Source organism: Kitasatospora sp. NPDC059722 (genome assembly GCF_042733235.1).
Lineage (GTDB): Bacteria > Actinomycetota > Actinomycetes > Streptomycetales > Streptomycetaceae > Kitasatospora.
The window spans coordinates 1-12441 of sequence record NZ_JBHWGD010000130.1; the positions used below are offsets into that span (position 1 = coordinate 1).

General features: G+C 66.4%; 10 protein-coding genes and 1 pseudogene. 7 read left to right on the forward strand and 4 right to left on the reverse strand.

Going from position 1 to position 12441, the window contains the following annotated elements; all coding sequences use genetic code 11:
• Positions 1–485: 485 nt before the first annotated feature.
• The gene (locus ACFV4F_RS39285; RefSeq protein WP_380510092.1) at positions 486–869 is read right to left on the reverse strand and encodes a thioredoxin family protein; all 384 of its coding nucleotides are present in this window, start codon (positions 867–869) and stop codon (positions 486–488) included.
• An 83-nt stretch (positions 870–952) separates the two neighbouring features.
• On the opposite strand from ACFV4F_RS39285, the gene ACFV4F_RS39290 reads away from it, so the two are divergent.
• Positions 953–1351 (forward strand): heavy metal-responsive transcriptional regulator, encoded by a 399-nt coding sequence (locus tag ACFV4F_RS39290; RefSeq protein WP_380447410.1) that lies wholly within the window; start codon positions 953–955, stop codon positions 1349–1351.
• Between the two features lie 270 nt (positions 1352–1621).
• Here the strand turns inward: ACFV4F_RS39290 and ACFV4F_RS39295 are convergent, their stop codons facing one another.
• The 3 genes and pseudogenes from ACFV4F_RS39295 to ACFV4F_RS39305 all read right to left on the reverse strand — a co-directional run bounded on the left by ACFV4F_RS39295 (position 1622) and on the right by ACFV4F_RS39305 (position 4533).
• The gene (locus tag ACFV4F_RS39295) at positions 1622–2242 is read right to left on the reverse strand and encodes a class I SAM-dependent methyltransferase (protein ID WP_380510095.1); all 621 of its coding nucleotides are present in this window, start codon (positions 2240–2242) and stop codon (positions 1622–1624) included.
• A 324-nt stretch (positions 2243–2566) separates the two neighbouring features.
• Positions 2567–2806 (reverse strand): annotated as a pseudogene (gene ilvN / locus ACFV4F_RS39300) (acetolactate synthase small subunit); the annotation flags it as partial.
• Positions 2803–4533 carry an acetolactate synthase large subunit gene (locus tag ACFV4F_RS39305; RefSeq protein WP_380447406.1) on the reverse strand — a complete coding sequence of 577 codons (1731 nt, stop codon included), beginning with the start codon at positions 4531–4533 and terminating at the stop codon, positions 2803–2805. The gene ACFV4F_RS39305 and the pseudogene ilvN, both read right to left, overlap by 4 nt.
• Before the next feature lie 933 nt (positions 4534–5466).
• Here ACFV4F_RS39305 and ACFV4F_RS39310 point away from each other — a divergent pair.
• The 6 genes from ACFV4F_RS39310 (at position 5467) to ACFV4F_RS39335 (ending at position 12415) form a co-directional block, all read left to right on the forward strand.
• The gene (locus ACFV4F_RS39310) at positions 5467–6303 is read left to right on the forward strand and encodes a sugar phosphate isomerase/epimerase family protein (protein ID WP_380447404.1); all 837 of its coding nucleotides are present in this window, start codon (positions 5467–5469) and stop codon (positions 6301–6303) included.
• A gap of 48 nt (positions 6304–6351) precedes the next feature.
• A complete protein-coding gene (locus ACFV4F_RS39315) occupies positions 6352–7023 on the forward strand; it encodes a cupin domain-containing protein (protein WP_380510098.1) in 672 nt (223 codons plus the stop codon).
• 49 nt (positions 7024–7072) lie between these two features.
• Positions 7073–8233, forward strand: coding sequence for an FAD-dependent monooxygenase (locus ACFV4F_RS39320; RefSeq protein WP_380510101.1), 1161 nt, complete (start codon positions 7073–7075; stop codon positions 8231–8233).
• Between the two features lie 33 nt (positions 8234–8266).
• Positions 8267–10033 carry an FAD-dependent oxidoreductase gene (locus ACFV4F_RS39325; protein ID WP_380510104.1) on the forward strand — a complete coding sequence of 589 codons (1767 nt, stop codon included), beginning with the start codon at positions 8267–8269 and terminating at the stop codon, positions 10031–10033.
• Between the two features lie 70 nt (positions 10034–10103).
• The gene (locus tag ACFV4F_RS39330) at positions 10104–11171 is read left to right on the forward strand and encodes a methyltransferase (RefSeq protein ID WP_380510106.1); all 1068 of its coding nucleotides are present in this window, start codon (positions 10104–10106) and stop codon (positions 11169–11171) included.
• Between the two features lie 29 nt (positions 11172–11200).
• Entirely contained in the window at positions 11201–12415 is a 1215-nt protein-coding gene (locus ACFV4F_RS39335; protein WP_380510109.1) for an MFS transporter, read from the forward strand.
• Positions 12416–12441: the final 26 nt, after the last annotated feature.

Genomic DNA, 12441 nt, shown 5'->3' on the forward strand with positions numbered 1-12441 from the left:
CCCCACCCGCGTTGGGGGGGGGGGGGGGGGGCGGGTGGCCGGGCCGTAGGGGAGAGGATCCGGGTGGCCGGGTCTGCCGTCAATGGCCACGTCCGCCTCCCTTTCTCCGGTTGGCCCAAAGCTTTCGACACTCCGATGGGCAGGTTATGTTGACGAAGAATCAGGTGATCCCCTTTGTCCAGTGGCACTCTGGATGCGGAGGTTGGTGAATCGCCCTCCGGCAGCGCAGCCGGGTCGCGGCGCTGCGGTTGGTGGTGTAGCTGCTGGAGAGCATCTGCCGGGCCGCGTACCGAAGGGCGCGGTTGTCGGCGTGTTCGGCGCGAACGTGGGAGCGGGATGCCTGTTCGAAGGTCCGTGTCGCGGCCAGGAGCTGGGTCCTGGTGTCGGCAGGTGCGCGGACGGCGATCACGTCGAGGATCTCGATCTCGCGGGCAGCCGGGCTGAGGACGCGCGCGCACTGCCTGCTGGACGGCGCGCAGGCCGCCCTACGTCGGGGCCAGTCTCCCGCGCCCATCCAGTACGTCGACGTCCTCCACCGCAGCCGTTTCCGTCACCGGGGCGACGGGCTGCCCGGCGTCCTCCAGGGCCCGCCGCAGGTCGGCGACGCTCGGGGCGCCGGCTATGCGGCCTTCGGCGTCGCGGTACAGGCGGCAGGACACACTCGCGGGCGCACCGGACACGGCGAAGGGGTCCACCCCGTCCAGCAGCACGGTGGGCGAGCCGGTCATCCCCCATCGTTCCGCTTGCGCGGCGTCGGTGACCTCGACGAACTCCACCGCTGCCTCCCGCTCGCCGAGCGCGGCCGTCAGCCGCTGCTCGACCACGGGCGCGTTCGGGCAGTCGGGAACCGTCAGTACCCGGATTCGCATCGCGCCGTCCTCCCAGCTCACACGTCCTGCTGCCGAGGCTAGACCTTCCACTGCACTGGAAGGTCAAGACGTAGGCTGGAGGCATGCGCATCGGCGACCTCGCGGCCGGCAGCGGCCTGACGGCCAAGACCATCCGCTTCTACGAGCAGGCCGGGCTGCTGCCCGACCCTCCCCGCACCCAGGGCGGATACCGGGACTACCCGCCCCGGGCCGCGGACCGGCTCGGTTTCATCCGCCAGGCCCAGGCCGCCGGACTCACCCTCGCCGAGATCCGCTCGATCCTGGAGCTGCGCGACGGCGGCGACGCGCCCTGCACCCACGTCGCCGGCCTCATCCAGCAGCACCTCGCCGACATCGAGCACCGCCTGGCGGAGTTGCGCAAGACCCGTGCGGCGCTGCGCGAGCTGGCCGAGCGTGCAGCAGACACCGATCCGGCCGCCTGCACGGAGAGCGCCATCTGCACCATCCTCAACCACACGTAGGCCGTCCACCGAGGCCCTCGCCCCGGAGAAGCACGACCATGCCGACACCGGGGCTCAAACCTCGCGGCCTTGTTCGGCGCGATCCCACGCGGCGCGCAGCGACTCCGCCAGGCGTTGGGGTTCGAATCGGTGGAGCGGGCCGAAGTGGTGCCGGTCTTCGAACGTCCCGAGTTGGAAGTCCGGGACCACCTTCGCCAGCCGGACTGCCACTTCCCTCGTAGTCGTCGGGGTGGCGCGGCCGTTCGAGCCCATTGTCTCCGGGGAATGACGCTAGGCAGCTACGGCGGTCCCGAGGGAGTCGGCGCCCATGGACTTCGGGCCGCCCTTCTCGTAGAAGACGTCGAGGCTGGTGATGGTGAAGCCGGCGCCGGTGAGCATGTCGACGATCGGCCGGGTCAGATGGCATCCGTCGAAGAGCCGCTCCTGCAGGGGTTCGAGACGTTGCTGCCAGCGCACGACCTTCTCGTCGGGGGCCCGTCCGTGCTCGACGAAGTGCAGGGTCCCTCCGGGCTTCAGCACGCGCCGCACCTCGCGCAGGGCGGTGTCGGCGTCCGGGATGGTGCAGAGCGTCCAGGTCGACAGCGCGGCGTCGTAGGTGTGGTCCGCGAAGGGCAGCGACTGGCCGTCCAGCCCCGCTCGCTGCACGGGGACGGTCGTCGCCGCGAGCCGCTTGCCCGCCAGCTTCCAGCCGACGTCGGACGGCTCGACCGCGTCCACCCTGGTGACCGCCGCCGGGTAGAAGGGAACGTTGAGCCCGGAGCCGAACCCGATCTCCAGGACCTCGCCCTCCAGCCCCTCGCAGACCCGGCGTCGCAGCTCTTCGGCCTCCTTCATCCCGCAGAGGACGTTGATGATCCGCGGGACGACCTGCTCGCCGTAGAACCCCATCATGGCCTCCGTCGCTCAGGATCTCGGCCGTCCCCCGACCGGGACGACGGCACCACTGGAGAACTGGATGCCCAGTCCCCGCCGGCTCACGCACGCGCTCGACAAGAGAGTGTCTCGGTCGCGGACCCTTGACACCACCCACGCCTGATCGCAGCCACTTCGGTACCGGGGAGCGCCCAGGCACTCCCCACAGCGCCTGTCTCCGGTCATGCCGCTGCCTTCCGCGCCCGTGGGAAGGCAGGGCGCGGAAGGCAGTTTTCGACGGGGTGAGTGCTACGTCCCCGGCGCGGCTCAGTTCGTCACTGATGCGTACACGGCCTCCAGCTGCGCACGGTCGACCTCCGTGACGCTCAGCACGTTGATGAGCTTGTCGAGCTGCTTGGTCACCTGCTCCAGTGCCGTGTCGTCCGCGTTGACCACGAGGGTGACCCGGGAGAAGCCGCGCTCCTCGGCCGGGACGACGGCGAGGGAGTCGATGTTGAAGCCGCGCCGGCTGAAGAGGGCGGTGATCCGGGTGAGCGCGCTGGGCTTGTCCTCGACGAGGACCGACAACGTGTGCTTGCTCATGAGTTGTCACTCTCCCACTTCGGAGTCATGTCCCGGGCGATCATGATGTCGTCGTTGCTGGTCCCGGAGGGGACGAAGGGCCAGACCATCGCGTCCTCGTGGACCACGAAATCGATGACCACCGGCACGTCGTTGATCTCCATCGCCTTGGCGATCGTGTCGTCCACGTCCTCGGGCCGGGTGCACCGCAGACTGACGCAGCCGTAGGCCTCCCCGAGCTTCACGAAGTCGGGGACGCGCTGGGCCGTCTGCAGATCGCTGTTGGAGTACCGCTCGCCGTAGAACAGCCCCTGCCACTGGCGGATCATGCCGAGGTTGCCGTTGTTGATGACCGCGACCTTGATCGGCACACCTTCGACCGTGCAGGTGGCCAGCTCCTGATTGGTCATCTGGAAGCAGCCGTCCCCGTCGATCGCCCAGACCACGGTGTCCGGCCGGCCCATCTTGGCGCCCATCGCGGCGGGCACGGCGAAACCCATCGTGCCCAGGCCGCCGGAGGTGATGAAGGAGCCGGGCTTCTCGAAGCCGATGAACTGGGACGCCCACATCTGGTGCTGGCCGACGCCGGCCACGTAGAGGGCGTCCGGCCCGACGAGGGAGCCGAGCCTCTCCAGGACGTACTGCGGAGCCAGCGAGCCGTCCGCGAAGTCCTCGTACCCCAGCGGGTAGGTCTCCTTCAGCCCGTCGAGCAGCGCGCGCCACTTGACGTAGTCACCGGGGCGGTCGATCGCGTGGACGAGGGCGCCGATGACCTCCTTGCAGTCACCCACGATCGGCACGTCCGCCACCCGGTTCTTGGAGATCTCCGCCGGGTCGATGTCCGCGTGGATGACCTTGGCCCGCGGTGCGAACGACGCCAGCTGCCCGGTGACCCGGTCGTCGAACCGCACGCCCAGGGCGATGAGCAGGTCCGACTTCTGCAGTGCGCCCACCGCCGGGACGCTGCCGTGCATGCCGGGCATCCCCATGTGGAGCGGGTGGTCGTCGGGGAAGGTGCCCCTGGCCATCAGCGTGGTGACGACCGGAATGCCGGTCAGCTCCGCCAGGCTGAGCAGTTCCGCCGAGGCGCCGGCCTTGTGCACGCCGCCGCCGACGTACAGCACCGGGCACTCGGCCTCGGAGATGAGCCTGGCCGCTTCCTGGATCTGCTTGGCGTGCGGCCGGGTGACCGGCCGGTAGCCCGGCAGCTGCGTCGTGGGTTCCCAGTGGAATTCGGTGCGGGCCTGCAACGCGTCCTTGGAGATGTCGACCAGTACCGGACCGGGCCGGCCCGTGGAGGCGATGTGGAAGGCGTCCGCGATGGCGCGCGGGATGTCGTCGGCGTCGGTCACCAGGAAGTTGTGCTTGGTGATCGGAAGGGTGATGCCGCAGATGTCGGCTTCCTGGAAGGCGTCCGTGCCGATCATGCTGCTCGACACCTGGCCGGTGATGGCCACCATCGGGATGGAGTCCATGTACGCGTCGGCGATCGGGGTGACCAGGTTGGTGGCGCCCGGCCCGGAGGTGGCCATGCAGACACCGACCTTGCCGGTCGCCTGGGCGTACCCCTCCGCCGCGTGTCCGGCGCCCTGCTCGTGCCGCACCAGTACGTGGCGGATCTTGCTCGAATCGTAGAGCGCATCGTAGGCGGGCAGGATCTGGCCGCCCGGAAATCCGAACACGGTGTCGACTCCGGCGTGCTCCAAAGCCCTGACCAGAGCTTGAGCACCTGTCATCTGTTCGGTCATCTGCTCGTTCCTGTTGACTTGGCTCGAATGCTGGGCGTGCCTGCTGACCCGAGTTGTGCTGAGGGGAATGACGCCCGTTCGCAAGGCTGATTCGAAGGGCAGCGCGCAGCACCCGGCAGTTCCCGGACTATGAGTCCGGGAAGTACGACGAGGTGGCGCGCTAAGAGCGGTGTCGGGTGACGACAACGCGCCCAGCGGCTCCGAGGGATCAGAACTCCCGTCGGAGCAGAGCAAGTCCGTTCGTGACGGCCCAAGCAAGTTCCCGCAGCAAGCCGCGAGAAGGTTCGGCCGCAGCCTAACTTCCCGCCGTGTGGCGGTGCAAGTCCCACGGGCTCTGGCCAGCCACTCCGCCACGTCGGCCGACAGTCGGTCAGATCTGCTCGGCTGTATCGCAGTTGACACTGCCGCGACCTGTTCGAGAACCCCTGCCGGCCACCGCGTCGACGGACGTGCCGTCCATGCCCGCGCCGACATTACTGACGAGGCGTCAGTCGACACCTTGGCCCACCGACCGCCGGAGCCGACAACATCGCCCAAACCACCCGGCCGATCCGCGACAACCCCGACTGAGCACTCCCACTCCTGGGTATCACCGACAATCCAGACACCAACAGATCTTGACCGAGTCATGCCTTGCGCCGGCCACCTGGGTGAATTAACTTTGCGATGCATCGGCGTTGGGGGGATCTGACGTCGCCGCCCCCGGGGCCCACCCGCAGCCCGCACCGGGACCGTCACGAATGTCTTATTCAAGGCCACGGCCTCGGGCAGCTTCCCATCAGCTGCGCCGTGCGTTCCATGGACGCCCTTGGCCTTCCGCTTCGCTGCCGAGGACGGCTGCACCCGGATGACCCTCAATGCTCCACGCGACGGCAGAAGCAGTCATCGACCTGCTCTGTGACGTGTCATTCCGCTATCAAGGGGGAAGCGAAGTTGGACTACGGTATTGCCACCGTCACCTTAGGTGGCGCCCTGCCGGACAAAATCAAGGCAATCGCCGACGCCGGCTTTTCCGGTTTCGAATTAATGGAATGGGACCTGCAAGGATCCTCGGTGTCCGCCGCCCGGGCCATGGCGGACGATCTCGGCCTGAAAATCCTGAACTATCAGCCGCTCAGGGACTTCGAAGGCGGCCCCAGGGACCAGCTGGTGCCCAAGCTGGACCGGATCGAGCGGATCTTCGACCGCATGGAGCAGCTGAGGACGAGCACGCTGCTCCTGTGCAGTAACGTCACCGACGTTTCGGACCTCGACGACGGTGCCGTCGCCGATGACCTGGCGCGCTTGGGCGAACGGGCCGCGGCCAGAGGGTTTTCGATCGGCTACGAAGCCCTGTCCTGGGGCATACGCGTCAACACGTTCCGCCAGGCCTGGAGAATGATCGAGCGTTCCGGTGCCGGCAACATCGGTCTGGTGCTGGACAGCTTTCACACTCTTGCCCTGGACGACCCTTTCGAGGACCTGGCCGACGTGCCCGCCGATCGCATCACGCTGATACAGGTGTCGGACGCTCCCCGGATGGACCTGGATGTGAAGTCCTGGAGCCGGCACCACCGCTGTCTGCCGGGCGAGGGGGATTTCGACGTAGCCGCGTTCCTGGCGCCCGTGCTGGCCAACGGCTACGACGGCCCGATTTCACTCGAGATATTCAACGATCATTACAAGGCGCTGCCTCCTGCGCCGCTGGCACGGCACGGCATGACCGCGTTGCGCGACGTCACGTCGGCGGCGATGAATCCGGCAACCAGGGCAGCGACTACGAGCCCGTGATGCTACGACGGCATGTGAAATCCGGCACTTCCTGAGAAGAAAGGAAACATGGTGAGCGTAGATTACGAGGTGTTCGAGTTCCCGGAGGTCAAGCCCGGCCCGGAAAAGCCGTTGGTGCTCGGCCCGGCCGGCGAGGTCTTCAACTTCGTGCAGACCGGCGAGAGCAACGGCGGCAAGTACCTGTTCTCCAAGCTGACCGTACCGCCGCACGTCGGCCCGCCGCCGCACATCCATCACCGCACCGATGAATGGTTCTATGCACCGAACGGCGGATTCAGCATCTTCATGGGGCCCAACGAGTTCCCCGACCTGGACATCACGCCGGGCGATGGTGCCGACAAGGAAACGGTCACCATGCTGCCGATGCGCCCGAAGGAGCTGCTCTACGTTCCGCGCAACTACGTGCACGGTTTCGTCAACACCAGCGGCGTGAACCAGGAGATGTGGCTGGTCTGGTCGCCGGACACGCCCGAGAGCTCGATACTCCCGTATTTCATGAACGCGGGCAAGGTCGTGACCAGCAAGGAAGAGCTCACGGAGCCGGATTTTCTGTCCCGAATTCGCCTTGTCTCGATGGCCCGCGACTACGGCATTAATCAGAGTGCCGACTTCTGGGATTTCGTCAAGGACGTCGTCGAAGACCGGCCCGCGTGGCTGCCGAGCGACCGGCGCGCGACGCTGCTGAACCTGATCCACGATGAGATCGAGGCCCAGGCGTAGTTCCACGCCGTCGAGTCCGGGAGAAATCGCATGAAGGGTCGAGAGCCCCATGGGAATCGGTAGCAAGGATTCCATCGCCATCGTCGGCGGCGGATTGGGCGGAGCCGCGACCGCCGCGTTGCTGCAGCAGGCCGGCCATTCCGTGACGGTATTCGAGCAGGCGCAGAAGTTCGAGCCCGCCGGCGCCGGGATCCATCTGACTCCCAATGTGATGCGCATCTTGGGCCACATGGGGATCGGTGCCGCACTCGTCAGGTCCGGATGCCGGCCCGAATCATTCACCAGCCGGAACTTGGTGTCGAATTCCGTCAGGTGCGAGCTGCCGCTCGGTGACCGGGCGGAGGAGCGGTACGGAGCTCCCTATCTCACCGTCGGCCGCGGCGTTCTCCACCGAGAACTGATCAATGCCCTGCGGCCTGGCAGCGTGCGGTACGGCAAGCGACTGGTCGGGGTCGATGACTGCGGTGAGGCGGTGCGGATGCGCTTTGCCGATGGAAGCACCGCCGAAGCCTCCTGCGTCATCGGTGCCGATGGTCTGGGTTCTCAGGTCCGTGAAGTGATGTACGGCGCTGAGCGTCCCAGTTTTTCCGGCCAGATCGCGTACCGGGCGATAGTGCCCGCAGGCACTCGAATCCCTGTCGACAGGCGGTGCATCACCAAGTGGTGGGCTGACGACAGCTTTGTCATCGGCTACCCGATCGATTCCCAGAGCGACGACTACTACTTCGTCGCCGGCACGGCGGCCGATGCGTGGACGCATCCGCAGTCCTGGGTCGACGGCGACAAGGACGAGATGCTGGAGGCCTTCACCGGCTCTTGCGATGAAGTCCTCGGTCTGCTGAACGCGGCCGAATCCTTGAGCAAGTGGCCGCTCTTCGAGCGTCCGCCGTTGCAGGAATGGGGCCGAGGGCGAATCGCGCTCCTGGGCGACGCCTGTCATCCCATGAGGCCGCACATGGCCCAAGGGGCGGCCATGGCCATCGAGGACGGCGTGCTGCTGCTGCGCTGTCTCGAAGCCGAGGACGAGATCGAGGAAGCGTTCCGACGTTACGCCGAGAATCGCAGGCAGCGTACCGGTCGGATCCAAGCCGTGTCGGCCGAGAACTCGTGGCTCAAGGAGCCCGAAGACCCGGCCTGGGTCTTCGGCCATGACGCGATGACCATTGATCTGGTACCGCGCCGGCGGTCCAGCAGCCTCACCGTCACATGAAACGGTTGATCATGAATTCGGGGGACATTCCACGTGTACGACACTGAGGTCCTGATCGTCGGGAGCGGTCCGGCGGGGTCATCCGCAGCACTGATGCTGAGCACTCTCGGCATCGACAACCTCGTGATCACGAAGCACCGCTGGCTTGCCGACAGTCCGCGTGCGCATTACAAGAACCAGCGCACGATGGAGATCTTCCGAGACCTGGACGTGGCAGACGAAATTCTTGCCAAGGCCTCGCCCAAAGAGGTGATGGGCAATGTCGTCTTCTGCACCAGCCTGGTAGGCGATGAACTGGGTCGACTGCCCTACGGCGCCAACAGACCGCAACGGCAGAGCGACTACGCGTCGGCCAGCCCCGCCGAACACTGCGACCTGCCGCAGAACCTGCTCGAACCCATCCTGTTGTCCAATGCCGCCGAGCGCGGCAGTCACGTGCGATTCGACACGCAATTCCTGCGGCTCGAGCAGGACGAGCACGGTGTCACCGCGCACGTCGTGGACAGATTGAAGGGCGAGCCCTACCAGATCCGGGCCAAGTACCTGATCGGGGCGGACGGCGGCAACAGTCTCGTGGCGGAGCAGATCGGCCTCCCCATGGAAGGCGGCATGGGGCTCGCCGGCAGCATCAGCATCATTTTGCAGGCGGACCTCTCCCACCTCGTGGCACACCGTCCCGGCTATCTCTGGTGGATCATGCAGCCGGGGGCCAATGTCGGGGGCATCGGCATGGGCCTGCTTCGCATGGTCAGGCCGTGGAACGAGTGGCAGATCGTGTGGGGCTACGACATGAGCGCGGGCGAGCCCGATGTCTCCGAAATCGACGCGGTCGGCATCGCCCGTCAACTGATCGGCGACGACTCGGTGGACATCACCATACGCTCGGTCTCGACGTGGACCGTGAATCAGATGTATGCCACGAAGTACTCCCAGGGGCGGGTGTTCTGTATGGGCGATGCGGTGCACCGTCATCCGCCGTCCAACGGCCTGGGCTCGAACACGTCGATTCAGGACGCCTACAATCTGACGTGGAAGATGGCCATGGTTCTGAAGGGGCAGGCTTCGGACCGGCTGCTGCGTACGTACGACCAGGAACGCGCGCCGATCGGCAAGCAGATCGTCGAACGTGCGAACAAGAGCATCGAGGAGTTCGGCGGAATCTTCTCCGCACTCGGACTGGACGCGAACCTGGACGCGGACCGGATGCGCGCCAACATGTCCGTCCTGAAGGAGGCCTCCGCGGCGGGCGCCGCACAACGCAAAATGCTCCGTGAGGCCATCGAGCTCAAATCCTATGAGTTCGCCACGCAAGGCGTCGAACTCAATCAGCGCTATGAATCCGACGCGGTCCGCCCGGACGGCACGGCGGAGCCCGCATGGCTGCGCGATCCCGAACTCTACTACCAGGCGTCCAGTCGGCCCGGCGCGCGTCTGCCGCATGCGTGGCTCAACCGGCAGGGTACGCAGGTTTCGAGCCTGGACGTGGTGGGCAAGGGGAAATTCACCTTGCTGACGGGGCTGAACGGGCAGATTTGGTTCGATGTCGCCAAGCGCCTTTCGGACAAGTTGAACATCGAGATTGCTGCGCATGTGATCGGCCCCGGCCATGCCGTGCAGGATCTCTACGGCGATTGGGCGGATGTCTCGGAGGTGCCGGAGGACGGCTGTCTGCTGGTGCGGCCGGATGCATTCGTCGCCTGGCGCAAGGCGGATTCCACTGCGGCCGAGGACTCGCTGCACGCTGCCCTGCGCGAGATTCTCGGGCTGGGTTCGGAAGAGCAGACGATCGGGATGGGCTGATTCGCCCTGGCGACGAGTGGGCCTCAGCGGCTTGTCCAGGCATGGCGATGAACGAGTAGAAGAGGTGCGTATGACTGTCCAGACGTCCTTCCCGGAGGAGCCTTTCGTGCGCGAAGATGCCGAGGTCGAGGCACCGGCGGCCGACAGCATCCGGAGGATGCAGGAACTGATTCGCGGCATGGCGGTCACGCAGATGATCGCCGCGGCCTGCGAAGTCGGACTGCCCGATGCGGTGGCCGGCGACGGAACGTCGCTGACTTCTCTGTCCGAGCGACTGAAGGTCGATGCGGACGTCCTGACTCGGCTTGCCCGAGCACTGTCGTCCCATGGCATATTCGAGGTCGAGGCGGACGGCGGAATCCGCCACAACGAGGCCTCGCGCCTGCTGAGGACCACGACGGCCGGCCCCTCGCTCCACTGGGCTGCACGATTCTGGGCGATGCCGGGCATCTGGCGGTCCTGGGGGGCGCTGGGTCATTGCGTCGTCACCGGCGAGGAAGCGTTCTCGCATGTCAATGATCAGGACTTCTTCTCGTACATGAACGGAAGTCCTGAAGAGGAAGCGCTCTATCAGCGTTACATGGCAAGCGGTTATCCGGGGCGCTACGCGGCGATCGCCGATGTGCTCACCGTGGCTCCGGGTGAAAGGGTGATCGACGTCGGTGGGGGAACCGGCAGCCTGGCGCGGGCGATTCTCGAGCGGAGCCCGGACGCGCACGCCGTGGTGTACGACCAGGCCAGCGTGATTTCGGCCGGGCCCGGGGCCTCCGGAAACGATCGACTCAGCACGCAGGAGGGTAGTTTCTTCGACGAGGTGCCGCCGGGAGGAGACGTCTACGTCCTGTCGTGGATTCTTCACGACTGGCCGGACGAGAAGGCGGAGTCCATTCTTCGCAACTGCCGCAAGGCGATGGACGCCGGCGCCCGGCTCGTTGTTGTGGACCGCGTGCTGCAGGAGGCGCCTCAGGAGTGCGATCCGCTCGACCTTGTGCTGGATCTGCAAATGCTGGTATTGCATGGAGGGCGTGAGCGCACACTGGACGACTTCGAGAGACTTCTGAAAGCGGCGGGCTTCTCCGCTCCGCAGGTACTGTCCGCCCGTCCGGAGTTTTCGGTCATCCAGGCACGTGCCGTGTAAACGTCGAGTCCCTATGTATCGAGAGAACGATGAAAACTGAGAGCGCAACCAGCCGAACGTCGAACCCGAGCATCTCGCGCGGGCTGACCTTCCTGATCGCCCTGGCCTGCGGCGCGGTCGCGGCCAACATCTATTACGCGCAGCCCGTGGTGGGTCTGATCGGCCCCGACGTGGGTCTGAGCGCGAGTGCCTACAGCCTTGTCGTGACCCTCACCCAGATCGGCTACGGCGTCGGCCTCATCGTGCTGGTTCCGTTGGGCGACATCTTCGAGAACCGCCGTCTCATCACGGTCACCCTGGTGGCCTGCATGGCAGCGCTCCTGGGTGGGGCCGTCGCATCGAACGCCGCTGTGTTCCTTGCCACTTCGCTGGTCATCGGCCTGAGTTCGGTCGTGGTGCAGATGCTGGTGCCCTTCGCGGCGCACCTCGCCCCGGACGAAACCCGTGGGCAGGTCGTCGGCAACGTCATGAGCGGCCTGCTGATGGGAATCCTGCTCGCACGGCCCATTTCCAGCATGACGACCGACCTGCTCGGCTGGCGTGCGGTGTTCGCCATCTCCGCCGGACTGATGCTGGTGCTCGCCGTGACCTTGCGCTCGGTCCTTCCGGAACGGAAGCCGAGCACGTCCGTCCACTACCTGGTGTTGCTGCGGTCGATGGGTCAGCTGCTCGTCCGCACGCCGATCCTGCGGCGACGGGCGTTCTACCACGCCTTGCTGTTCGGGGCGTTCAGTCTGTTCTGGACCGCCGTGCCGCTGATCCTGGCGAGCCCGGAGTGCGGACTGAGCCAGGTCGACATCGCCCTGTTCTCCCTGGCGGCGGTGGCAGGAGCCTTCGTCGCGCCGATCGCGGGCCGGGTGGCCGACCGTGGTCTGACGAAGCCTGCGACGGCCTTTGCGATCCTGACCGTCGTGGCCTGTTTCCTCCTGGTGTTCGCGAGTGGCGGACACGTTGTCGCGGTCCTGTTCGTCGCGGCGCTCCTGCTCGACGTCGGGATCTCGTGCAACCTGGTGCTGGGGCAGCGTTCGATCTTCGCGCTGGGGGCGGAGATCCGCAGTCGGCTGAACGGCCTCTACATGGCGATCTTCTTCTGTGGAGGTGCGGTCGGGTCGGCCGCGGCCAGCGTGGTGTACGCGACGTACGGTTGGGTGGGCATCGCATGGTGCGGCATCGCCTTCCCGCTGGTGGCGCTCCTCTACTTCCTGACGGAGATGGTGCCGGGGCGTCCCGCGACGGCTGAGTGATCCGGAGGCCACCGCCGGCCCCCCGC